14 protein-coding genes and 2 pseudogenes are annotated in these 23984 nt (G+C 68.1%); 7 read left to right on the top strand and 9 right to left on the bottom strand.

Features of this window, described 5'->3' with window-relative positions; translation table 11 throughout:
• Nucleotides 1–679 (top strand): annotated as a pseudogene (locus BCD49_RS04525) (hypothetical protein); the annotation flags it as partial.
• Between the two features lie 222 nt (nucleotides 680–901).
• On the opposite strand, the gene BCD49_RS04520 reads toward BCD49_RS04525, so the two are convergent.
• Nucleotides 902–3202 carry a LuxR C-terminal-related transcriptional regulator gene (locus BCD49_RS04520; protein ID WP_007507261.1) on the bottom strand — a complete coding sequence of 767 codons (2301 nt, stop codon included), beginning with the start codon at nucleotides 3200–3202 and terminating at the stop codon, nucleotides 902–904.
• Nucleotides 3203–3574: 372 nt separating this feature from the next.
• Here BCD49_RS04520 and BCD49_RS04515 point away from each other — a divergent pair, with 372 nt between their 5' ends.
• From BCD49_RS04515 to BCD49_RS04505, 3 genes are all read left to right on the top strand, one after another.
• Nucleotides 3575–4264 carry a class I SAM-dependent methyltransferase gene (locus BCD49_RS04515; RefSeq protein WP_007507259.1) on the top strand — a complete coding sequence of 230 codons (690 nt, stop codon included), beginning with the start codon at nucleotides 3575–3577 and terminating at the stop codon, nucleotides 4262–4264.
• A gap of 29 nt (nucleotides 4265–4293) precedes the next feature.
• A complete protein-coding gene (locus BCD49_RS04510) occupies nucleotides 4294–5034 on the top strand; it encodes a UbiA family prenyltransferase (protein WP_007507257.1) in 741 nt (246 codons plus the stop codon).
• A gap of 380 nt (nucleotides 5035–5414) precedes the next feature.
• Nucleotides 5415–6797 (top strand): flavin-containing monooxygenase, encoded by a 1383-nt coding sequence (locus BCD49_RS04505; protein WP_007507255.1) that lies wholly within the window; start codon nucleotides 5415–5417, stop codon nucleotides 6795–6797.
• A 438-nt stretch (nucleotides 6798–7235) separates the two neighbouring features.
• Here BCD49_RS04505 and BCD49_RS04500 read toward each other — a convergent pair whose 3' ends face one another.
• From BCD49_RS04500 to BCD49_RS44785, 5 genes are read right to left on the bottom strand one after another with little or no spacing between them, the layout of a single operon-like run.
• On the bottom strand, nucleotides 7236–7901 hold the full coding sequence (locus BCD49_RS04500; protein WP_131803369.1) for a hypothetical protein: 666 nt from the start codon (nucleotides 7899–7901) through the stop codon (nucleotides 7236–7238).
• An 11-nt stretch (nucleotides 7902–7912) separates the two neighbouring features.
• Nucleotides 7913–8782, bottom strand: coding sequence for a hypothetical protein (locus BCD49_RS04495; protein ID WP_007507249.1), 870 nt, complete (start codon nucleotides 8780–8782; stop codon nucleotides 7913–7915).
• A complete protein-coding gene (locus BCD49_RS04490; protein ID WP_007507247.1) occupies nucleotides 8779–9660 on the bottom strand; it encodes an ATP-binding cassette domain-containing protein in 882 nt (293 codons plus the stop codon). Before BCD49_RS04490 ends, BCD49_RS04495 begins: the two co-directional genes overlap by 4 nt.
• A 2-nt stretch (nucleotides 9661–9662) precedes the next feature.
• The gene (locus tag BCD49_RS04485; protein ID WP_071041160.1) at nucleotides 9663–10481 is read right to left on the bottom strand and encodes a hypothetical protein; all 819 of its coding nucleotides are present in this window, start codon (nucleotides 10479–10481) and stop codon (nucleotides 9663–9665) included.
• Nucleotides 10478–11503, bottom strand: coding sequence for an RNA polymerase sigma factor (locus tag BCD49_RS44785; RefSeq protein WP_007507244.1), 1026 nt, complete (start codon nucleotides 11501–11503; stop codon nucleotides 10478–10480). Before BCD49_RS44785 ends, BCD49_RS04485 begins: the two co-directional genes overlap by 4 nt.
• Before the next feature lie 1499 nt (nucleotides 11504–13002).
• Between BCD49_RS44785 and BCD49_RS04475 the strand changes: the two genes are divergently transcribed.
• Both BCD49_RS04475 and BCD49_RS04470 read left to right on the top strand, forming a co-directional pair.
• A complete protein-coding gene (locus BCD49_RS04475) occupies nucleotides 13003–16989 on the top strand; it encodes a putative Ig domain-containing protein (RefSeq protein ID WP_131803368.1) in 3987 nt (1328 codons plus the stop codon).
• A gap of 719 nt (nucleotides 16990–17708) precedes the next feature.
• Entirely contained in the window at nucleotides 17709–18509 is an 801-nt protein-coding gene (locus tag BCD49_RS04470; RefSeq protein WP_007507240.1) for a hypothetical protein, read from the top strand.
• Nucleotides 18510–18880: 371 nt separating this feature from the next.
• On the opposite strand, the gene BCD49_RS04465 is transcribed toward BCD49_RS04470, so the two are convergent.
• Both BCD49_RS04465 and BCD49_RS44780 read right to left on the bottom strand, forming a co-directional pair.
• Nucleotides 18881–21268, bottom strand: coding sequence for a GH39 family glycosyl hydrolase (locus tag BCD49_RS04465; RefSeq protein WP_027140583.1), 2388 nt, complete (start codon nucleotides 21266–21268; stop codon nucleotides 18881–18883).
• Nucleotides 21269–21616: 348 nt separating this feature from the next.
• Nucleotides 21617–21838, bottom strand: a pseudogene (locus BCD49_RS44780) (alpha-L-rhamnosidase N-terminal domain-containing protein); the annotation flags it as partial.
• Between the two features lie 148 nt (nucleotides 21839–21986).
• On the opposite strand from BCD49_RS44780, the gene BCD49_RS04460 reads away from it, so the two are divergent.
• Entirely contained in the window at nucleotides 21987–23063 is a 1077-nt protein-coding gene (locus BCD49_RS04460) for a LacI family DNA-binding transcriptional regulator (protein WP_007507236.1), read from the top strand.
• Between the two features lie 335 nt (nucleotides 23064–23398).
• Here BCD49_RS04460 and BCD49_RS04455 read toward each other — a convergent pair.
• The coding region (locus tag BCD49_RS04455) for an IS256 family transposase (protein WP_198939421.1) at nucleotides 23399–23984 on the bottom strand (586 nt) is incomplete at its 5' end.

The raw sequence follows: 23984 nt of genomic DNA, 5'->3' as shown, positions 1-23984 counted from the left end.
CTGGGTGCATCGCCGCCCGCGGGTCGCCGCCTGCGCCGCGGGCCTTGTGCTGCTCGCGCTCGCCGCGCCGGCGTTGACCCTCAAGCTCGGCGGCGCCGACGACGGCGCCGAATCGACATCGTCGACGACTCGGCGGGCSTACGACCTGCTCAGCACCGACTACTTTCCGGGGCTCAACGGACCGATGCTCGTCACCGTCGACCTCGGCCGCGCCCCGTCGGCGGTGTCCCCCGACGCCGTCGCGGCCGCGCTCGCCARGRMTCCCGGGGTCGCGCGGGCGGCGGTSAACCTGAACAACGCGCAAGYGGGAGTCGCCGTGATCCGTGTCTTCCCGACGGCCGGCCCRCGCTCGCCGGASRCCACCGCCCTGCTGCACCGGCTACGCGGCCAGGTCATCCCACGCGTACTGGCCGGCACCGGCTCCCGGGCCTACATCGGCGGTTCCACCGCCCTGTTCGTCGACATGGCGGCGAACTTCCACGGCGCGACAACCGGGTTCCTCGCGGTGGTCCTCCTCACGGTGCTCGGATGCGGGCTCCTCATGCTGCGATCGGCGACGATCGCGGCCGCCCTGGCACTCACCAGCGCCCTCGCGATTCTCGCCGCTCGGCTGCGGCGACGGCGTACCCGGCGCCGTCATGGCCGAATTCGGCCTGGAATGCCCCAGCTGACCTGGTAACCGGTCTGGACTGGCCGGAGCTGGGTTCCAGGCTGGCGGGAGCGGTAGGTAGGTCCTCGCTCAGACAGCGCAAGGTTGGCCGGACCGACATGTGATCATGCGTCCCAGTCGCCGGTGCCGCCGAGCTGTTCGATCCGTTCCGCGGACAGCCTGGTCGGCGCGGCCACGCTCGCGCAATCCCCGTGGGTTCAGGTGATCTGAGGGTTCCCCAGTGAGCATCCGCTACTGGTTGGATGACGCAATCCAGGCGGCGATCTGGGCGCGTGAGTTGAATCCAAGTTTGTTCAGGATGTTGCGGATGTGGCTGTCGACGGTGTGTTCGGAGATGAGCAGGCGCGCTCCGATCTGTTTGTTGCTCAGTCCGTCGACGACCAGGTGTGCGACCTCGGCTTCCCGTTTCCCGAGCGGCGGCGTCCGGGTATCGCCTGATGCCGCGGCGGTAACGTGAGTGGGTTCGCCGAGCGCCAGGCGGATCGGGTCTTCTCGGCTCTGGCGTTGTCCGGCCTCGAACTCTGTCTGGAACGTGTGTATTCCGAGTGCGGTTCTGGCCGATTCTTTGGCTTGGGCCAACAGCGGAGCCAGGTATGGCAAGACGGTTGCGCCGACGCCCGTTTGCACGGTTTCGGCCGCCCCGAGCAGTCGGGCTGCGAGCCGTGGTTGGCCGGAACCCGCGGCGTGGCAGCCCAATGCGTCGAGTAGGCAGTACTGCGCCACCCGGTCATCGATCTGGCTGGCGATCCGTAGCGCTTCTATGAACAGCGGCTTTGACTCGTCGAGATCTCCGCCAATCAGAGCGGCGAGGCCGAGGTTCAGAAGCATCATCTCGCGACTGTAGAGGTCGCCCGCTCGGCGGCTGCGAAGCGCGCCTTCTGAGGACGCCGATCTGACCGTGTCGAGATTGCCCTCGATGAGACCGTCGAGCGCTCGAGCCTGCAGCAACGCGATCGTCGCGGGATAATCGCCAAGGGTCATCGTGATGGCTCGAGCTGCGTCGAGCAAGCGGCTAGCCGATGCACGATTACCGGCCATGCGGTGGGCGATGGATGCCAAGGACAGCGATTGTGACTGCAGGCTGACCTGCCCTGCGTCCTGAGCCGCTGTCGCCGCTCGTTCCAGCGCCGGCGTGGCGGCCGTCGGATCGGACTGCAGTACGGCGAGGAATCCGCGGAGGAAGTGGGCCAAGGCGGGGGCCTGCGGGCTGCCGCTTCCCGCCTCGAGCAGCTCATCGAGCCACCAGACACCTTCGCTGGTCGCACGGGTAATCCAGTACCACCCTATCGAGCTGGCCAGATCCAGTCCGCGTTCGCTGTCTTGGTGGGCCACACATCGCTGAAGGACCGAGCGGATGTTGTCGATCTCCAGGTCCATCCAGTCGAGCCATTCGACGAGCCGGTACCGGGCTTCCGCCCGCGAGCGTAGGCACCTCGACCGGTAGTAGTCGGCGCAGCGTAGTTCGACGGCCGCCACCTCACCCGCTTCTCCTGCCTTGAGGTTGGCATATTCACGCATCGTCTCGTGTAGCCGGTAACACGCGATGTCCTTGACGTCCTCCTTCAGCACCAGGGATTTGTCGACAAGCGACGACAGCAAATCCAGTGCCTGTGCGGCCGGCACGTCGTCGGACGTGCAAACCGACTCGACGTCGTCGAGAGTGAACCTTCCCGCGAACACCCATAGCCGCCTCAGCAGGATCTGCTCGCCGGCCGTCAACAGGTCGTGGCTCCAGTCGATGGTGGTCCGCAGCGTCTGGTGACGAGGCAAGGCGGCCCGGCCGCCACCGGTCAGCAGGCCGAACCGGTCGGTCAAGCGATCGAGGATCTGCTGCGCGGTGAGGACCCGGGTCCGGACCGCCGCCAGCTCGATCGCCAACGGCAGACCGTCAAGCCGGCGGCACAGATCGACTACGGCCGTCTGGTTCGCGGCGGTCAACTCGAAGCTGCCCGATCCAGCCGCCGCCCGTTCGGCGAACAGCATGATCGCCTCGTTCTGTCGCAGTTGCGGGAGAGACACCCGCGGGTGAGCCGACGGCAGGTCCAGCGGCGGCACGGGGACCACGTGCTCACCTGGTATCGATATCGGCTCCCGGCTGGTGGCGATCACCCGCACGCCTGATGCGGCTCTCATGACCTCGGTCACGAGCCGAGCGGTCGCTTCGATTAGGTGCTCGCAGTTGTCCACGACCAGCAACAGTTGCTTGTCCCGCAGGTACGACAGCAGCAGGGCCACCGGCTCGGTCGCGGCCTGGTCCCGCAGGTCCAGCGCCGCCATGACGGCGTTGCCGACGAGTGCGGGGTCTCGGACTTCAGCGAGCTCGACCAACCAGGCGCCGCCGGGGAATCCCCGTCCGAGGTCGGTCGCCGCCCGGATCGCCAGGCGGGTCTTGCCGACCCCGCCCGGCCCGATGAGGCTGACCAGCCGGGCCTCGGTGAGCTTCTTCCTGAGTTCGGCGAGCTCCCGGCGGCGGCCGATGAAGCTGGTCGCTTCGGCCGGCAGGTTACCTGGACGGCGCGAGGGTCTGGCCATGGTGGCAGGAATTTTACCGCTGGGAACACCGTCGCGGGCCGGCCACGGTAGCTACCTCATCACGAATTCCATTGATGTCGGCGGCCCGGCGTGCCGCCTAGGCTGACGGCTGTGACCGCGGAGCCACCGGTACAACGAGCCGAGGTCAGTTCCGTCGGTGCCCGTACCGCCCAGCTGGCCAGGTGTGCGTCGGGTTCAGCGAGGTGGAAATCGACGGTCCGGTCCAGCGCTGTTTGGTCAGCAACAGCTTTCAGTCGTTTCTCGAGTCGTTGCGCGGTTGCGAGGTAGACAGCCTTCAGTCAGTGACCCGATCAAAATTGCAGGTTTGCCGGCAGGTAGCCGACGCGACGATCGAAAGGTGTGATTGGACGGATGTCAGGACGGAGCCTGGAAGAGCAAGCCCGCGCGCTTTTTGCACCGCTCGGGCCGACGTACGACCGCGTCGGCGCCACGCTCTCGCTGGGACAGGACCCGCGCTGGCGCCGCTACCTCGTTTCGTGCCTTCCGCGCGGCGGTCACGTTCTCGACGTGGCGACAGGGACGGGGCTGGTCGCGGCGGAACTCCTGCGGCAGGGATTCGGGGTAACCGGAGTCGATCAGAGTCCCGAGATGCTCGCGGTCGCGCGCCGTCGCTTCGACGACGAGGTCAAGCTGATCCATGCCTCGGCGGATACGCTCCCGCTCGGTTCCGAGTACTTCGACCACGTCACGGTTACGTACCTCCTTCGCTACGTCGCCGATCCCGCGGCGACGCTGGCCGAGCTCGCGCGCGTGGTGCGTCCGGGTGGCTTCGTCGCCTCGCTCGACTTCGGCGTCCCGAGTGGTGCCGCCCGCCCGCTGTGGGATCTTCACGTCCATGCGGTGCTACCGCTCGCCGGCCGCCTTCTCCGGAACGGCTGGCGGGAGGTCGGCGACTTCCTCGGAGGCTCGATCCGCGACTTCTGGGAGCGCCACCCGCTCGAGCACCAGCTCGAGTGGTGGCACGCGGCGGGCCTCCGCGGGGTCGAGGTGAAACGGCTGAGCCTCGGCGGCGCCGTCGTCATCTGGGGACGGAAGACGTGAGCCCTCCCGATCGTGCGGCCGAGGGCGTCATGACGCGGGAGGTTCAGCCGGTCTCCCGTCCCGCCTGGTACGCGCTCAAGCACGGCGGCTGGCGGGACTACGTGACGCTGCTCCATCCCCCCTACACGGCGTGGCACCTGTCGTACGTCGTCATCGGCGGCTGTCTCGCGCCCGTCGTTGCCTGGGACAGGCTCGGTGCCGTCCTCGCCGCGTTCGCGCTCGCCGTCGGTGTCGGCGCGCACGCCCTCGACGAGCTGAACGGGCGACCGCTGCGCACCAACATCCCTGATCGGGTTCTCGTCGCGCTCGCCGGCGTCTCGACCGTGGCCGCCTGCACGATCGGCGTCGTGGGCGCGCTTACCTTCGAGGCCTGGCTCGCGCTCCTCATCCCCCTCGGGATCTTCCTCGTGCTGGCCTACAACCTCGAGCTCGCCGGGGGGCGCTTCCATTCCGACCTCTGGTTCGGGCTCGCGTGGGGAGGCTTCCCCGTGCTCTGCGGCTACGCGGCCGTCGCGGGCGACATCCGAGGCGTGACTGTGCTCGCCGCGGTCTTTGCGGTGCTGCTCTCGCTCGCCCAGCGCGTGCTCTCGCACCACGTGCGGTACGTGCGACGCCGGGTGATCGCCGTCCGCGGCGAGCTCGAACTCGCCGACGGGAGCAAGGAGCCGCTCGACGCCAGGCGGCTCACCGCTCCTGCCGAGACCGGACTGCGGCTCCTCTCGCTCGCGACCGCCGTGCTGGCCGCGACCCTTGCCGCCGTCCGCATCTGATCGGCCACCACCATGGCCGCGTGCCGCTCCTCGCGCAAATTCTCCTGGCCGCGCGCTACGTTGGGCTCCCCCGGTCGCGCACGGTCCGCGCGGGTTGAACGAGATCGTCGCCTCGGCCCGTCGCGCGGTCCGCGGCGCCGCGGAGCAGGCTGCGGCCCAAGAAGGACAGCTGCGTATCTCGCAATGTTCCCCGAATGCCCGCGGGTCTCTGTCAGCGTGTACGGCGGAGGAGTGGCGGTTCTCGGACGAGTGCCGCGGCGACTCGCCTTGCGAGCTGCCGTTCGACCTACGGTTTTGGCTGTTGCCGCTGTTGCCGCTGTTGCCGCTGTTGCCGCCGTTGCCGCCGTTGGTGTCCGCTGGAGACGTCGAGTGGAATGGTGATGGCGAGCGCGATCCTGGCGGCACGCGAGCGGAACCTGACTGAGGACGGCGCCCTGCACGAGGCCGTGAATTCATCTGGCGAAACGCGGATCTGTGTGATCGGCGCAGGCCCCTGCGGTCTGACCGCGCTGAAGAACTTACTTCAGGTCGGCTGCCGCAACGTCGTCTGCTACGACGAGAGCAGCGGCATAGGGGGAAACTGGGCGTACACCGACGATCCCCATCGGGCCAGCGTCTATGAGTGCTCGCACATCATCTCGTCCCGGCGCATGTCATCGTTCGCCGATTTTCCGATGCCGGAAGAATACCCGGACTTTCCTTCGCACCGGCAGCTGCTTGCCTACTTCACCGAATATGCAAGAGCGTTTCAGCTCGAGCCGCACATCCACCTCGGTTCGCATGTCGAGCAATGCACGCTCGGCGGCGACGGCCGATGGGCGGTGCGTGTCATCACGAACGGCGAAACAAGGGTTGAACTTTTCGACAGCTTGCTGGTCTGCTCCGGCCACCACCGCGAAGCGCTCGTGCCTGAATACCCGGGCATGTTCACAGGCAAGATCGTTCACTCCTCGGCCTACAAGCGCCCCGAGCCGTTCCGCGACCAGCGCGTGCTCGTGGTCGGCGCAGGAAACTCGGCCGCTGATATTGCCGTCGACGTCGCCCACATCGCCTCGCGGGCCGCGCTCAGCATGCGCGAGGGGACCTACTTCATTCCGAAACTCATGTCCGGGAAGCCGATGGACGTCCTCTATGATTTCTGGCACGGCAAGATTCCGAAGCCGCTACTCCAGTCGGCACTGAAGCTTTGGCTGCGGCTCGTGATCGGAAAATGGGAAGAATACGGTCTACAGACCCCGACCAAAGCGCCGCTCGCGAAACACCCGACCTTGAATTCCAGCGTACTCGACGCGCTACGCGATGGCCGGCTCGTCGCGCGCCGCGGCATCGAGCGCTATGACGGAAACATTGTCCACTTCGCCGACGGCGCACAGGAAGAATTCGACGTCATCATCATGGGAACCGGCTTTCGCACGAGCTTCCCGTTCCTGTCCGAGCGGATCGCCGGCTGGGACATGGCCAAGACGCCGCCACTCTATCTGAAGATGATGCATCCGACGATACCCAGCCTTTTCTTCATCGGCCTGTTCCAGCCGATCGGCTGCATCTGGCAGCTCGCCGACTACCAGGCACGCCTCGCGGCGCTGCAGATCAGCGGGCGGGTGAGACGCCCGTCCGACATCGATACGCGCATCCGCCGCGAAGTCGCGCACGCGCATTCTCGGTCCGATACGTCGCCCCGGCACGCGATCGAAGTCGACTATCACGCATTCCGGCGAGAAATGATGGGCGCGCTCGCCCAGGCCAAGCGCAATGCTACGTAGCCTAAAGTTTGGGACGTTCTGTCCGATTCGCGCTCGTCGGTGTCTGACTTTCGGCGGTCTCACTTCCCGTTGTAAGTGGCGATTGTTGGCATGCCGAGGTTGGTTGTGGCCGCTTGCGCGGCGCGGGTGGCTCGGTCGGGGCCCGCGAGTTTGGTCTTTGCGGCTTCGAGGCCGTGTTGGAGTCCCTCGACTTCGCCGAGCCACCCTTTGGTCTGTGCTTCGTCGATGCCACCGGGATATACAGGCTCGAGATCCCGTCGCTGAGCTTCAGGTCGCCCCAGATGATGAGGGTCAGGGCCAGTACGGCGAGCGCGGCCAGCAGCGTCGCGGCCCACAATGCCGCGGTGAGGCGTCTCACCGGCCGGATCTGGACGGCGGTCCGATCCGGTGGCCCGGCGGTGCTCCAGTCCTCCGCGCTCGCGGGCGCCGCGGTGAGCCTCATGCTCGCCGCCGGACGATCACAGCCAGGACGAATTTATGACCGCGACCCCGGCCAAGGTGAAGCCGAGGGTACGGAGCCCTGGTCATCCACCAGGGCAGCTTTCGGCCACCGATCGAGATAGTGACGGCCACCACGCACACCGCGAGGACGGTCCACCACACGGTGTTCGACGACAGGCCGTCGGCACCGGATGTCGGGAATGTACTTGCCCGGCGGCCCACCGCCGGCAGGAGAGTGGGCGCCATCAGGATCAGCACGACGGCGGCGGAGGCCGGCGCGCCCGGTTCACCGGTACGCGTGCGAGTCACACACGCCACGGCGAATCCCAGCAGCACGTTGCCGGCGAGCGCGAGCCCGGTCGCCATCCACGGCAGCGCCAGCCCGCGCTGCGCGCCGGCCAGCATCAGCACCGCGCCGGCGGCGAGCGGGGCCAGCAGCGCCAGGGCGCGGATCCCGGTGCGCCGGACGGGTCCGGTCGGTGCCACGTCGACGACCTGGCTGGCCGGCTCGTCAAGGGCGAACGCGGCTGCGGCGGCCAGCAGCGTGAAAGCGATCGGGAACAGCGCGGTCGCGGTCGCAGGGAACGCGACGCCGCAGCCGCCCACCACCACCGCTGCGCCGCTGACCCCGGTGACCGCCAGCCACGCCCCGGCCCGCARCATCGACCGGACCATCATGCGTGGACGGCGTGGGTGAAGCCGCCGCCGACGGCCAGCACGAGCACGATTGCGGCCAGCCCCAGGACGATCGAAAGGGTACGGACGATCCGGGACCGTACCCGGCCTTCGGCTCCGCGCAGCAGGGCCACCAGCACCGCGATCGCGCACAGCGCGAGCTGCCAGCCGATGAAGAACCACGGGGATCCGCGCCAGGTGGTCATCTCGGCGCCGTTGTTGGTGTAGGTGAAGTGCGTGAACGGCGCGAACAGTCGCAGCGCGGTGAAGGCCGTCGAGTCCGGATGCGTCAGGGATGGGACCGTCGCCAGGTTCACCCAGCCGAAGATGACCAGGAGCGCCACGAACGCGGCACCGGGGAAGCGGATCCAGCGGCCGAGCGCGACACCGAGCAGCGGGCCGCCGAGCGCCGGAATGACGATCTGCCCGACGAGGACGGCGACCTGCGCCGGTGGACTGAATGCTCCGTACACCCGGGCATCGAGCGGGTGGAAATGCAGGAACGCGAACAGGGTCAGCACGCCGCAGAGGAACGGCACGACCGCGACCGTGCAGATCGCGGCGGTACGCGTTGGCAGTGTCGTCGGGGTGACGCCGACGACCGGCTCGCTGGTGCGCATGGACTGGGTCAGCCCGAACGTGGCCATCATGCCGAAGCCGCCGAGGAAGATCGCCGGGTACCAGTTCACGGCGTTGATCTCGGTGACCGACGCGCTCGAGTTGCCCCACGTCGTCCACGCGGTCAGCACGACGGCGAACAGGAAGACCGGCTTGACGACGAATCGACGCAGCTCCCGGGCGGCGAGCGCGACGAAGGTGGTCCGGGCGGCCGGGGCTTCGGGCCGGGTGGGCGCGAGCGTCGCGGTCACGACGCCACCTCCTCGGCCGCCGTGGCCTCCGGCAGTTCGCCGCGCAGCAGCAGGTACGCGTCTTCGAGGGACGGTTCGACGTGTTCGACGCCGTCACGCACGTGGGCGCCGACGTTGCGGTACCGGCCGGTGCCGGTCCGCCAGGAGACACGTGCTGCCGGGTCCGGTTCGTCGGCCAGCCAGACCCGCCCGGCTGCCTGGCCGACCAGGTCGGTGACCGGGCCGTCATAGCGGACCCGGCCGCGGTCCAGCACGATCACGCGCTCGCACAGGGCCGCGACGTCCTCGGTCTGGTGGGTGGACAGCACCACGATCGACGTGCGCGCGATCTCCGCGAGCACGGTCCGCAGCGTCACCCGCTGCTCCGGGTCGACGCCGGTGGTCGGCTCGTCCAGGATCAGCACCGGCGGCGAGCCGAGCAGCGCCTGGGCGAGCGCGACCCGCCGCCGCTGGCCGCCGGACATGGCCCGGATCCGCTTCGGGCCGAGGTCAGACAGCCCCACCAGGCCGAGCACGCGGCGCACTTCCGCGTGCCGCGCCGCCGGCTCGGTCCACTCCTTGAGCATCGCGATGTAGTCCACGAACGCGAAGGCAGTGAACCCACGCGGGAAGCCGAGCTCTTGCGGCAGGTAGCCGAGCTGGCGGCGGATGCCGGTCCGTTCGGCCGGCACCTCCGGATCCAGGCCCAGCACGCTCACCCGTCCCCGAGTGGGGGGCAGCGCGGTGGCCAGCAGGCGCAGCAGCGTGGTCTTGCCGGCGCCGTTGGGGCCGAGCAGTCCAGTCACACCGGGTTTCAGGCCCAGGTCGACGCCGACCAGCGCCTGGGTGGCGCCGAACCTGCGCCCGACCTCACGCAGGCTGATCGAAGCGGTCACCATCGCTACCTCCACACTCGAAGCTGGCGCACCCGGCGCCGGCGCAGCAGGAAAATCGCGAACGAAGCCGCCGCCAGCGCCAGGAAGCCCGCCTGCGCCCGGCCCTGGAGCACCGCGCCTGGCGAACCGGACCGCACCGCCAGCAGCCAGACCACCGCGAGCCAGATGGAGCTGACTGTGATGGCCGCGCGCAGCGGGCTGACCCAGGTCGACGCGGCCAGGACCACCGCGACGAAGCCGACCGCCGGCAGCAGCCAGGCGAACGCCGTCTCGCCGGGTACGAACAGCCCGAGGAGCAGCACCGTCGGCAACGCGAGCGCGAGAACCGCGATCGTGCGCAGCAGGATCAGCCGGAGCGCCGGATAGGGCGTGACGAGTTCCGGTTCGAGCGCCGGGTCCATCCACGGGTCATAGCTGGACGCGACCACCAGGCAGGGCACGACCGGCGCCACGGCCAGGAACAGCCATAGCCCGCGGGCGTGTCCGACCGCCGCCGCGAGCGCGGCGAACGCGAGGACCGCGGCCACGCCGACCAGCCACACGCCGCGGAAGGCGCTGGCCACCGCGACCAGCCGCGCCTCGTGGGCGGGAAGGCCGGCGACGCGCAGCAGCCGCTCGAACACCGACGGCCGCGGCACTTCTACGGCGTCCCGCGTGCGGTCCCACACCGCGGCCAGGTCGATCACGTCGACCGCGGGGTTGACCCGCGYCCGGCACTGCTCGCAGGACAGCAGGTGCTGCTCGACTGAGGCCCCTTCGGCCAGCGAATCGGTCCGTTCGACGTAGCGGCGCAACATGGCGTCGTCGAGGTGCCAGCCGGTCATGACGGTCCCTCCGCTAAGGCGGCCCGCAGGTGCGCCTTGGCCCGGTAGAGCCTGGTTTTCACGCTGCTCACCGGTACGTGCAACAGCTGCGCCGCTTCTTTGGCGGACAGGCCGTCCAGCACGACGGCCTGGATGACGGCGCGCATCTCCGGCGACAGCCGGGCCAGCGCCTGGCCGATGTCGCCGTACTCGACCGACAGCAGCACCTGGTCTTCCGCCGCCGGCGCGGTTCCGGCGTTCTCGAACACGGCGGCGACGCTGCTTCGGGTCCGCAGGCGGCTCACCAGCCGGCGGATCGCGATCCCCCACAGCCATGCCGCGATGTCGCCGTCGCCGCGAAAGCCCCGCGGTCTCTGCCAGACGGCGACGAACGTGTCCTGAATCGCGTCCGCCACGAGGTCGCGGTCGTTGCACCTCCGGGCGAGCCGGATCGCGAGCCAGCCGGCGTGGCGTTCATACAGCGTGCGGAAAGCGCCCGTGTCGCGTTCGGCGACGGCGAGAAGCAACATCTCGTCGCTCGGGCCGCTGTCCATGCCCCAACTGTCGCGTCCCCGGGCCGGAAAAGATTCACCCCACGGCCGAATTTTCCGGGCCCGCCCGCACCGGAGGCGTGGCATCCGGGCAGACTGCTTCCCTGTACCCGTTCGCGTACTACGTTGGGTCTTCCGTGTCCGGCACCCTGGTCGGCCCCGCCTGGGGGCGTCGGTCCAGGCGGTCTCGGGCACGGCGGCATAGGCCCGCCACAGCGCGGCGTTCCGCGGCGCGGCGATCGCGAAGTCCGCGTCGGCGGCCACCGCGGCGCGGGCCAGTTCGCCGGTGAAGAACCCGGAGTCCGCCCGGACCAGCGGCGGGGCGCAGACCGCGGCGGGCAGGTTGGCCAGTGCCCGGGCCGGCAGGGCGGCGCAGCGCGGCAGGACGCCCTGGTCTCCGGCGAGCAGGTCCGCGGCCAGGAGCAGCCCGGTGCGTGCCCAGCTCGCCAAAAGCGGCCGCCCCGCCCGTTTCCCTTCGTAGGTGTAGGCCACGCCCCGTTTCGCCCGGCCGTAGACCTCCGCATCCGAGGAGTCCGAGCCTAATCAGGTTGAACTGCCGGCCCCAAGGGCTCCCGGCCAGATCAGGTGGGGCCAACCCCACGTCGCGCCTGATGAGCATTTGCCGCTGTCGCCGATCTTGTAACGATGCTCGGTCAGAGCGTCGGGACTCTACGCTTTTGTTACTAAGATCAAAGGTCTGGACGTGTGAACCACCGAACGGCCAAGTCAGGCGGCATGTGACGCCTACCATCGGACGACTGGTGGACCCTGTGTACCAGCATCCGAACCGATTGATCTTGGTTGCTGGCCCTGAAATCACTGTCCGACCGGTCGCTACCCGGGCCCTGGCCAGGAACGATGACCAGTGACCGCGCCGACCTCTACATCATCCGTCGAGTCGAACACTCGTTCCGAATCTCTGGCGGTTCCGGACGTGTCGGCCCGTCTGGAAGCCGTGGTCGTGGGCCGGTGGAAGTGTTGCGCTCGGCGCGGAGGCGCCTCATCTTCGCGAGCCTGGTGACGCTCGCGCTGAACACCGCGGAACCCCCTGATCACCGGCCGTTACGGCAAAGCGGCGTTCGACGCCGTCGGACCGCTACTCCTCATCGGCTGGTCCGAAGTCGCCCCAGACCTCCTCTACGCCATGCGAACCACAGCGCCCAGCCGACAGCCCGCCGCTGGCACAGGCCAATCGCCGCGAGCGGGCACCCGCGACGGCAGCCGAGCCGATACGCGGCGGGGTCACAGTCGAGGGCCCGCTGTCGCGCGAGGCCGCTCGCGGAGCACGCAGGCAGGACCGGCTGTACCGCGCCCGCGCCGAGGACGTCCTGCACTGGCAGATCCGAAGGTCACCGGGAAAGTCCGCGGCGTACCGGTGGCGAATCCGCTGGGACGCAGGCGGGCTTCTTCTCCGACAAATGAAACATGGGTGAACGTGGGAACCGCCTCGGTCGGGCTCCCGGTCGGCCGGCGGCGCAGCGGCTTGGCGGCTGGCAGACGCCGCCGAGGGTAAGCCCCGCCCCGGAGGCGGACCGGGCGCCTGCTCCCCGGACGACTGCGCGGTACCCGCGGCTACACCAGGCCAGACCGCCAAACTCCACATCAACAAGGGAACAAGCCAGCCCATGGCTGCCCGCAGTCGACACACGAAAGGTCTGGGCTAATCGCCTCTTGCTCGGCATCCGCAACCCGAGTAACGTCGTATACGGCGCTGTATGCATATCTCATTATCCAAACGCTTTTTGATATCTCTGTCCGCATGATTTTCTTCTGTTGTCCGCGAGATTTTGCCGCTCGTCCGCCGATTGTGGCGGTGACTCCGATCGGTAGGGCTCCACAGTGTCGGTGTGCCACGTGTCTCCCGGTGAGGTGGGGTGGTCACGTGAAGCGGCGGCCGGGCGGTCGCCGATGACCGTTGTTTTACGTTCGTTTCATGTGCGTCCGCGTGATATCGCGCGCCGCTCAGTACTCCGCGACAAGGCGGTCCACCCGTGAGCACTCACGAACCCGTTTCGCATCCAGCCGGCCTCCGCTCGTCCGGCCGCCGCGTTGGCCCGGGCGCCCCGACTGGTCTGGGCGACTCGCCGACCAGCGCGCTCGACGGACCCGGATCCACCCGCGTCTCCAGCCCGCTGATGCAGGACGCGGTCAGGGCGGGCGGCCTCGACGTCGGCCCTTCCAAGGTTCCCGGCACGTTCGCCGGCAAGATCGCGCCGTTCGCGAACCCGTTCCTCGACGGCAAGGAGGAGGCACTGGTCGTCGACAGCAGGGGTCGGCTGACCTATCTGCGGCGGGGGGACACCGAGACCGGGTGGCAGCAGGAGCTGGTCACCGGCGGCGGGACCGAACCCCTGGAAGCCAGAGAGGTCGTCGTGGTGGTCCACCCACGTGACCTCACGGTCTGGGCTGTCTACACCGGCGCCTACGAGCTCGTCCAGACGTCGGCGCTCCAGCTGACCGCGACCACGACCGCCGGGAAGACGACCTGCACCTGGAAGGCCGTTCCCGACAGCGTCCAGTTCCTCGCGCCCGGGGTCTTCCCGCTCAGTCAGCTGTCGGTGTACTACGACGACACCCGCGTTCCGTGGATCACCGGCTACGAGTCGCTGTCGCGCCGTGTCGTGGCGATCCAGGCGGTCATACCGAGGGACTACGTCCCGGCGCCCAACCTGCGCTTCCAGCTCAGGCCGCCCGGCCAGCAGCTGCCGGTCGGCTGGCAGGTCAACGAGCTGGCGGCCGGCTGGATCCTGCGGCCGGACTGGTCGCCCATCTGTTACCTGCGCGTCAACGGCAACCAGCTGGTGCGGTTCATCCCCGGGAGCAAGGACGCCCCCGTGACGATCGCGACGAACCTGGCCCAGATCGTCGGGGTGTACCGGTCGTATGACAACAGCGATCCAGAGATCGACTGTGTGTACCTCGACACCGCCGGGAATCTGGTCACTTACCACAAGGTGAGTTCCAGCAAACATGAAACAAAAACGCCGGGTCTGGGTTTCGCGGCGGCGGACTGCTGGGTCGACGCCAACAGGATGGCGCATATCTACGGGCTGGACAGCGCGCAGACACTGAAGGTTCTCCATCAGGTCTCCTGGGACATCCTCGGCGGACCGGTCTGGGCCGCTTCGGTGACGACGACCGGCAAGAAGGTGGCCGCCTGCGTGGGGCTCGTCCCGCACGTCGCCGCCTACACACTGGACCCGTTCCCGGACACGCTGCCCTCCCAGCTGGTGAAGCGGTCCGGAACCACGGAGGCCGACGAGCTGCACAGCTTCTACACCCAGGACATCACCTCGGCGCGGTGGTCACGGGACAAGATCCGGCTGCCCGCCGGGGGCGACCCGCACCGGACGACCAGCTACCTCAGCTCGGTCACGATCCTGGACCGGCGCGGCAAGCCCATGGCGGGTCTGCCGGTGAGCGTGTCCGCGAGCACGCTCACCGAGATCCAGGTGGCGGGGGCCTCCTGCCTGGTCGGGCCCGGGCACAGTGCCGCGCTGGTGACCAACGCGCTGGGCCGGGTCGTCATCGCGACCCCCGCGGACAGCCTGCTGCCCGCGACCCTGCGGGTCGACGCGGCCGGCCTCGCGAACGGCGCGGTCATCCAGCCCGCCACGGGAGTCCACGACTACCTCGCGGGAACCGGGACGCTGCACTCCCAGAATGGCCTGTTCACCGAGGCCGCACTCAGGGCCGCCAAGATCGTGAAGAACGGCGATCTGGTCCCCGTTATCGTGAACGGCTGTCGGAACATCTTCCGGCGCGCGGAGGGCGCTGCACTGCGCTCGCGGGTGGATGTCGGTACCGGCCCCGCGCGGGAGATCCACGGTTTCGCGGCCGGCGGCGCACTCGGTGGCGGGCGGGCGGGGTACCACGAGTTCGACAGGCCTGAGGATTTCACGGCGTATCTGGACGCGATCAGAGACCTGCCAAACTATGGCGGGGTCTGGACAGACTTTGCCAACTGGTCCGGAGACGTCTGGCAGGGAATCAAGAACGGCACGATCCAGGTTGTGGACGTCCTCGTCGGCGCGATCACGAAGATCTTCATCAAGATAGGCGATGCGGTCGTCGAGCTCCTCGACCTCGTCATCGACACCGTCGAGTCCGCGGTGCGCGCCGTCGAGGCGCTGTTCCGCCGTGGCGTCGACACCATCGGCGAGGTCGTCGACTGGCTGAAGGCGCTCTTCAACTTCAAGGACATCTGGGACACCAAGAAGGCGCTCCAGGACKGTGCGGGCACCATTCTGAGCTATGGCGCCGCCACCGTGGCGCACTTCGGTCACGTCGCGGACGGCTGGTTCGCCAGCAAGGAAAAGCAGGTCAAGGACCACTTCAACGACCTCAAGAAGCAGTACGCGGGGCGCCCGCTGGGCGATGCCGCCAACCAGATCCCGGCGCTGACCGACGCGGCCGGTCACAGCCTGACCGAGTCGGCGCTACGCGACGACCCACAGGCCAACTGGCTGCTCAACCAGGCGCTGAGCGCCCCGGCGCTGAAGGCCTTCGCCGACGCCGACGCGGCCGGCCTGACGGTGCTCTCCGGGTCGCCGATCCCCGCCGCCTGGGAGTCGTTCATGCGGAAGCTCACCGAGGCCGACATCGGCCCGACGTTCCTGGAGATCCTTGGCGACCTGGAAGTGGTCGTCACGAAGGTTGTCAGCCCTGACGACCCGGCCGGAGCGTCCAAGGCGTCGATGGTCGCGCTCATCGAGATCCTCGAGCGTCTGACCCATGCAGCGCTGCGGGCCCTCGACCTGATCCACAAGTCGGCCGTAACGCTGGTCGAGACCGTCGCTGCCGGCCTCCAGGGCCTGCTCAACCACGAGCTGCCACTTGGCCCCGTCAACACGTTCTACCGTTGGATCCAGACCCAGAACGGCATCAAGAATCCCGAGAACCTGACGGTCGGTGGCCTCGGTTTCCTCCTCGCCGGCTTCGTCACCAGCACAAGCCACAAGCTCGCGTTCGGCGTTGACACAGTCCCGTTCCCGGACGGTTTCCCGGCGATCCCGGCGCCGCCCTGGCACTCCTCCTACGACCCGTCCCACCAGCTCGCGCCCGACCCGGCGGGCGTCGCCTTTGCGATGAAGGTGCTGCAGGGCGTCGCCGGGTTCTCGGGGCTCTTCGCGAGCTTCCCCGAGGCCTACGGTGACATCTCGGCCGCCTTTGGGGAGGAGCAAGGAGACAAGGGGACACGCCTGGTCTGCGCCATCGGCGCGACGATCCTCGACACGCTGATGTTCAGCGCGCTGACCTCGTGCCCACCGGTCACCGGCTCGACCTGGCAGCGCGAGGACAAGACCGTCAACGGCTGGACCTACTCGTTCCTCGTCTCGGTGGGTATGGTTTTCCTGAACGCCAGCATGATCGCGGTCGACCTCAGCGGCCAGAGCAACACCGCGTTCTTCAAGAACGCCGGCAACGTCCAGACCGGGCCGGTAGCCGTCGGTTACCTCGCCGGGTGCTACATGGTCTTCGCCGGCATGGCCATCCACGACGATGGGGTAAATGCCTACTCGGCAGCGGCCATCCAGCTGTCCGCCGTGCCCTCCATCTTCCAGGCCGTCCGGTTCAAGGTCGGTGACGGAGACCGGTACTACAAGCACCGGGTCGGCCTGGTCGCCGGTGTCGACACTGCGGCGATGTGGACGTCGACCATGATGGTCATCGTCGCGGCGCTGACCCCGGCGCCGTCGATCTCCAACCGACAGAAGCTTCCCACGGGCAACGTCGGGAAGGAGTACAAGGCGAAGATCGCGGCCAGTGGCGGGGAGAAGACATACAACTACCCGCTGAAGAACTTCGAGGTCCTGAGCGGCGCGCTGCCCGCCGGCATCCGCCTCGACGGGGACGGCCAACTCCTGGGAACCCCGACCGAGCCGGGCAAGTCGACCTTCGCGGTCCAGTGCACGGACTCCTTCGGGCCGAACCAGTACTCGAACAAGGCCGAGCTGTCGATCGAGATCGGCCTCTGAGGGCCGCGCGCGGCTCGACCATCCGCTCGCGGATGGTCGAGCCGCGCCTTCCGCGGCCAGGCGCGGCAGGCAGCGATGGCCGCCGTCTTCGGTGACCGTCAAACGCCAGCCTGGTACCCCTCACGCTCTCCCCGGTACGGACCCATCTCTGAGATGAGACGAAGAGCGGGCCTGCCATGACGCGCCAGTGGCCTGCACCTCTTCTCCAGCCACATCAGGTCGGCCTCGACCGGGTCAAATGACGCGCCGACGCCTGATCGAGATCTGTCGCATCCTCCGTCGCGGCGGCTCGGGACAGACGCACCGCACAGCGTCGAATCGACTGCATAACATGCTGGTCCGATCTCTGACCGGGACACCGTCACACGACTGGGACCAGCTCTGCCTCGGTGGCCGGCGTGCGCGGTCGCCGCCTCTTGCGGCACGGAGGTGCTCAAGCGCAGTACGTAACCGGATATCACTCACAGCAGCCATCCGGGAGCTGAAGGCCGGGGACCATCTTTCCGTACGAACCGGGGAACTGGGCCGTCTACCTGCTCGTTCAGCCAACCTCCGAGCGCTCGGACCGATAGCTCCAACCTATTGACCCAGGTCAGACGCCAACTACGGAGCGTGGTGGACCATGTGTACCAGCATCCGAACCGATTGATCTTGGTTGCTGGCCCTGAAATTACCGTCCGGCCGGTCGCTACCCGGGCCTTGGCCAGGGACGATGTCCAGTGACCGCGCCGACCTCCACATCATCTACCGAATCGAACAAGCGTTCCGTAGACCTGGCGGTTCCGGATGCTTCGGCCCGTCTCGTCACCGTGATCGTCGGCGTGGTCGTCGCGCTGACGTTCTGCTTCGGCTTCGGGAATGTCTTCGCGCTCGGGCTACGCCTCGGTGTGCCGATCTGGGTTGCGCCGCTCGTCGCGCCCGCGGTCGATCTGTCGGTCGTAGGTCTGCTGCTCGGCAGTCGGCAACTCGCTGTGAACGGCGGCTCGGTGGAAGTGCTGCGCTCGGCGCGAAAGCTCCTCATCTTCGCGAGCATGGTAACGCTCGCCCTGAACATCGCGGAACCCCTGATCACCGGCCGCTATGGCAAAGCAGCCTTCGACGCCGTCGGACCGTTGCTACTTATCGGCTGGGCCGAGGTCGGACCGAGCATGCTGCATGCCATGCAAGCCACAGCAGCCGACCGGCATCCGGCCGAATCGTGGGCTTCCGATAGCGCACCTCCGACGGGGACCCCCCGTCAGCAGCTGGCATCCGCGTCCGCTGTCGGGGTCATGCCCGACGAGACGACAGTCGTGGGTCTGTCGCGGGAGGCCGCACGCGAGGCGCGCAGGCAGGATCTACTGCACCGTGCCCGTGCCGAGGATGTGCTGCATTGGCAGGAGCACCAACGTCCGATCGCCGCGGAAACGCTGCGTAGGCGGCTAGCCGTCGGCACCGGCACTGCTCGCAGCCTGGTCACTCAGCTACGCGCTGACACTCACACCGCGCTCGACGGTCGGGCCAACCCGGCGGCACCGTAGGCCTCGCACGCGGTTCCGTCTCGATCGGCTTCGTCGTTCATGTCGGCTCGATTGCGGACCTACATGGCGGCTCACGCGGCGCCGCGATGGGTCGCCGCCGAGCGGAACCCGGTGTCCGTCCGGATTCGCGCCCGGTCGATGGCTGTTCGGCAGAGGGCCACCGGTGATTCGAGAATCACCGGTGGCCCTCTCATGCCTGCAGTCGACACCGGTTCACGCCAACCTGGTCGCCCGACCCGCCGGGCAGAGCCCGACTTCGAACTCGGGCTGGGATTCTCGTCCGCGGTGCGGTGCTACCGGCCTGGTCGGCAGGGTTGGATGGTGCGTCGTTGGCACCTCATTCCAGCGGATTCGGGGTGGTCGTTTGGTGCCTATCCGGCTTGGAGGGTGAAGTCGTCGGCCTGCAGGGGTCCGCCGCCCTGGTTTTTGTTGAGGTAGACGGTGGCCTTGGTGGTGTTGGCGCCTGTGGTGAAGGTGACCCAGGTTGCCGCCCAGGCAGTTGAGTCGACGGTGCTGTGCAGTGGCGTTCCGCCGAAGTCTTTGACGCCGAGAGATGCACGGACGTCGGCGGAGCCCCTCTTGATATAGCCGCCGAAGGTGTATTTGGTGTTCGGCGTCAGTCCGGTCGCGGTGTAGCGGATGCCGCTGCAGGTGCCGTCTAGTTCGAGCGCGCCGTTTCCTGAGAAGACCGTGTCGTGGGTAATGGCGACGTGGCCGTCGGTTGTCCATGGGCTGGTCGTGTTCTCGAATCCTGCGGCGGGAAGGCCGTTGTGTGTCGCTTCGAGTTCGGCCAGCTGGAAGCCGTAGTCCGTGGTGCCATTCTCGTTAGTGACCGCGCCCAGCCGAGTCGCGGAAACCCGTAGGTAGCGGTAGGAGCCGGGAGCGACGTCGAAGGTCTGGGGGCCGTCGACGGGCTTGCCGTCGTTGTAATTGCCTGTCTTGTAGAGGGTATTCCAAGACTGATCATCGGAAGAGCCGGCGATCGTGAAGGCGGTGGGGAAACCCGCGCCGTTGTGCGCGTAAGTGTCACGAGGCCAGAGCGTGACGGTGTCGACTGGTTTGGTCGCGCCGAAATCGCTCTGGATGTATTCGCCGGCGTTGGGTGTGGTGTGGGTGGCAGAGCTCCAGCCTTCGTTCGGGCCGCCAGCGCCGTCACCGTCGAAGCTGTGCCGCTGGCCGTCCACGGCGAAGGTCAGGTCCCAGCCGTGCTTCGGGTCCTTCACCGAGCTGCTGGCGGTGGTGGTCGCTCCTGACGCGGCGGCGGCGAGGTCGGTGACGACCGGTTGCGGGGAGGTCGCGACGGTCCCGGGGGGTTGGGTGGTGGGAGCGAGGCGCAGCAGGGTGACGCTGTGGTCCGCCAAGGCGATCACAGCTTGGTAGGACGTGGCGGCCGGCTGCACCGTCGCGGCGACAACGGGGGCGTTTTCGGATGCGGCCGGGCGCGCACCTTTGACGCTCGTGTAGTAGTTGCCCTCGGTCTTGCTGACCCGGGTCTGGGTCACGGAGAAAGCGGTTTGGGCGTAGGGCAGCTGGCCGAGTGAAAGCTTCATCGTGGTCGCAGCCGCCGTGTTGTTCCACAGCAGCAGTGTCATCTCGCCTGTGGTCGAGTTCTTGCTGGCCAGGCCGTTGACGTCGTTCGTGCTGACGCCGGGTCCGGTGACGGTCGTGGTCAGTCGGGATCCGGCGAGTTGGGAGTACATCTGGAAGACGTTGGCCGCCGCCTTGCGGTGCCCGGTGTCGGTGAGCAGCCCGAGATCTCCGCTGAACTCGACGGCCGGTTTTCCTCCTTCCATGGCGCTGAAATAGTAGATTTTGTCGAGGTCGGAGCCAACGGCCGAGCTGAGTTGCTTGGCGACATCCGATGCGCCACCGCTGCCGCCGTTAGCGTCGCCGCCCGTGCCAGCGTCCACGTTGTCCGAATTAGCATTCCACTCGGTGAGATAGAGCTTGGCCGAGCCGCGCCCGGCGGTGTCGATCATTTGCCGTGCGGTGGCGGCTGACACGCCGGCGGTGCCGCGGAAGTCTCCGGGTGTGTTGAAGTCGTCGGTCAGGTACTGGTGGTAGGAGAAGAAGTCCATCGGTATCCGGGGGTTCGCCTGCAGCCAGCTCAGGAAAGCCGCGTTGAACGGAATGTTTTTCGGGAGAAATGCAAGGGATGCTGCGCCGTCGCCGCCGACGAGGGCCGTGGGGTCGGCGGCCTTGACCGCGGTGGCTGCCGCGGCGTACATCGACTCGTACTGTTCGACGGTGCCGTTCCAGAACTCGCCGTCGGGTTCGTTCCAGATCTCCCAGGTCCAGCCGCTGTAGCCGAGCGTTCGGTAGTGCCGGACCATGGCGGTGACGGCGTCTGCCCAGGCCTTGTCCGAGTCCGGCGGTCCAAACACGACCGGGCCTAACGCCTTGGGGGTGTAGGACAGCGAAATGAACGGATCCAAACCGTTGTGGGCCAGCGGCAGCAGTACCTTGTCGAGGTAGCTGAAGTCGTAGGTGATCGCACCGGATGCGTCCTTGTGCACAACGTGGTAATAGCCGTCGTCGAAGACATGGTCGAGGCGGACCTGCCGAACACCCATACTGGACAGCTGGCCTGCCTGCTGCGCGAACCAGTGCTGGTTCTGCATGGGGCCATACCCGCCCTCAGCGACGTTCAGGAGCTGGTCCGGATCGATGGCGCCATCAGCGGTGGCGAAGTCGGTGGATAAGGTCGCTCCGTCGTCCGCCGGCGTGGGCGCAACCGCCGCGACGGAGCGCGCCGTCACGGCAGTTGACCCCTGGCTCGAACAGGCCGAGAGAGACGTTGGCGACGAGGACCCGCACGCCACGAGGAGGCCCCCGGCCATCACCGCGACGAGGCCCACGGCACACCTCGTCCCGCGGGGCTTCCGTCGAGTACTCCGGCCGGCAACCTTGTCGCTAACCCGATGATTGGAACGTTTCATAATGTGAGCCTTCTCAGTGAGGGGGAAGCTGCCTGACCGCGTCAGACAGGAAGGCGTGAAGGACGCCGCGGAAGCGTCACCCGTAATTAGGGCGGCTTTCGCCGGCTCTCGCTGYGGGCCGGACTGAGATTTCAGCACCGCGGCCAGGTCGGTTTCCCGTGCCTGGTACGACGTCCACCCGGGCACCAGCACCTCATCACCCACCCGGGTGCCATTCAGGTGCGCCTCGATCAGCCCCAGCGCGGTGACGTGCGGCGTCGCCTGCGGACGCCCGCGGCCGACGGTGAACTCGCGCCGCAGATGAGGCGACGGAACCGGACTCGTCCGCGCGGCCCGCGACGGCGGCGTGATGAAGGCGGCTTGCCAGGGACGTGGCAGGTACCCCTCCATCCTCAACGACTCGAACCGTCGCGGTACCCGCGCCGACCAGCGGGTGCGGCACGGCACTAGCGCGCGCTAAATCGTGGGGCGGAAGTTAGCATGTCGCCACTAGAGCGGGCAAGTACCGCCTTTTGCTACTCGATGTGATCGGGGCGTTGTGTCAGAGGCGGCGGGGCGGCGCGTCACGGCCTCGGACGTCGCCCGGGAGGCAGGGGTCTCCCGCGCGACGGTCGGTTTCGTCATGAGCACCACCCGCCGACAGAGCATCTCCACCAGCACCCAGGAACGCGTGTTCGAGGCCGCGCGGCGCCTCGGCTATCGTCCGAACGGCACCGCCCAGGCGCTGGCCACCGGCCGCAGCCGGATCGTCCTGCTGGTACTTCCAGGCTGGCCCGTCAACTTCGGCTTCCGTGCCTACCTCGACGAGGCCTCACAGGTGCTACACGAGGCCGGCTACTCCCTCGTCACCTACGCCCATTCCCTGGTCACCTACACCCATCAACCCACCGGGGCAGCCAGGCCGCTATGGGAGTCGCTGAACCCGGAGATCGTCATCGGCATGGCACCCTTCAGCCCCGACGATCTCGCCTCGATGCACAGCTGCGGAATCCGGCGGATCTTTCCCGACCCCGCCGGCCGCGATCCCCTCGACCTCTCCATGCTGGTAAGCGTCGGGCCGAGGCTGCAGGTGAGCCACCTGCAGCAACAGGGGTTCCTGACCATGGTCTACGCCGCCTTCGACGAACCGAATGAGCGCTCCCTGGTCGAGGCACGCCACCGCGCCGCCCGCGACCAGGCCGAATCCTTCGGCCTACCGCCTCTGCACCTCCGATTCATCGATGACCGCGAGGGCTCCGCCAGCCGCGCTGTCCGCGACTGGCACGCCGCCGGCGTGACCGGCGTCGTCGCCTTCAACGACGAGGTCGCCGCAGCCGTCGTCGGGGCCGCGATCCGGCAAGGCATCCAGGTGCCCGGAGAGCTCGCGGTCATCGGCCACGACGACGCCCCGATAGGTCGACTGTTCGTCCCGGCCTTGTCGACCGTCCACTTCGACGCGACGGCCCTCGGCCGCGCATTCGCCAACTTCGCCCTCGCCCAACTAGAGGACCGGCCACCGGCCCCCTGGCACACACCCACCTCCGCCACCCTCGTTCGCCGTGAATCCACCCAGCCCACGACAAACGGAACCGACCGCCGGTGCACCCAAGCCGGCCCACCCGCGTCCGCCGACTGAGGGGATGCCTCCCGCAGYACGCCCGCGGACATGCCGGCCCCGTCCGCGACTCGCCGGCCCTGTCGCGAGCGCCATCAGGTCCCCACCACTGCCCAGAAGGGCACGTCCGCCACCGACCCCGCCGACCCCCGGATCAGGGGCTCCCAGCCGGTCATCGGCCGGACGGAACTCGGCGAGCAACCATCCAAAGACGGCCTCGCCTAACGCGGCGGACCGGTCGAAGGAAACTCACTGCGGCCGGACGGAATACTCGTCGCCGCAGCTCTGACGGCACGCCGAGATCGACTCAGCGTTCGGCGGGAGTATCCCGTGACCGGTGTTTCCGGCAGTTTTGATCAGTAGGTCTCGGCGGACGGCCAGCGGTCACGGAAAGTGATCGCCATGGCGTCGATCACGGGCTTCCAGCGGACTGCCCACCGGGCGCGGCCGGTCCCGGTCGGGTCCAGGCTGCGGGTGACAAGGTACAGGCATTTCAGCGCGGCCTGGTCTGACGGGAAATGCCCGCGGGCGCGGACCGCGCGGCGGTAGCGGGCGTTCAGCGACTCGATGGCGTTTGTGGAGCACAGGACCCGCCGTATCTCGGCGTCGTAGTCGAGGAACGGTATGAACTCCTCCCAGGCGTTCCGCCACAGCCGGATCACCGCGCGGTACTGCTTTCCCCAGGTTTCCTCGAACTCGTCGAGCGCGACGGCCGCGGCTTGCGGGGTCGGAGCGGTGTAGATAGGCCGCAGGTCGCGTTTGATGGCGTCGTGGTCGCGCCTGGAGGTCAGGCGGAAGGTGTTGCGGATCAGATGAATGATGCAGGTTTGGACGGTGGTGGCGGGCCAGACGTTCTCGACGACCTCGGGCAGCCCTTTCAGCCCGTCGCAGACGAGGAAGAACACGTCGCCGACGCCCCGGTTGCGCAGGTCGGTGAGCACG

The sequence above is a fragment of the Pseudofrankia sp. EUN1h genome (assembly GCF_001854645.1).
Taxonomy (GTDB): Bacteria; Actinomycetota; Actinomycetes; order Frankiales; family Frankiaceae; genus Pseudofrankia; species Pseudofrankia saprophytica.
Note: the sequence above shows the minus strand (reverse complement) of the source record. Positions and strands in the feature narration are given on the sequence as shown.

Bases quoted from the DNA above. Each gene is read 5' to 3' on its own strand.
- BCD49_RS04490 (WP_007507247.1), bottom strand. From the start codon at position 9,660: ATGGTGACCGCTTCGATCAGCCTGCGTGAGGTCGGGCGCAGGTTCGGC.
- BCD49_RS04510 (WP_007507257.1), top strand. From the start codon at position 4,294: ATGACGCGGGAGGTTCAGCCGGTCTCCCGTCCCGCCTGGTACGCGCTC.
- BCD49_RS04520 (WP_007507261.1), bottom strand. From the start codon at position 3,202: ATGGCCAGACCCTCGCGCCGTCCAGGTAACCTGCCGGCCGAAGCGACC.
- BCD49_RS04505 (WP_007507255.1), top strand. From the start codon at position 5,415: ATGGCGAGCGCGATCCTGGCGGCACGCGAGCGGAACCTGACTGAGGAC.
- BCD49_RS04515 (WP_007507259.1), top strand. From the start codon at position 3,575: ATGTCAGGACGGAGCCTGGAAGAGCAAGCCCGCGCGCTTTTTGCACCG.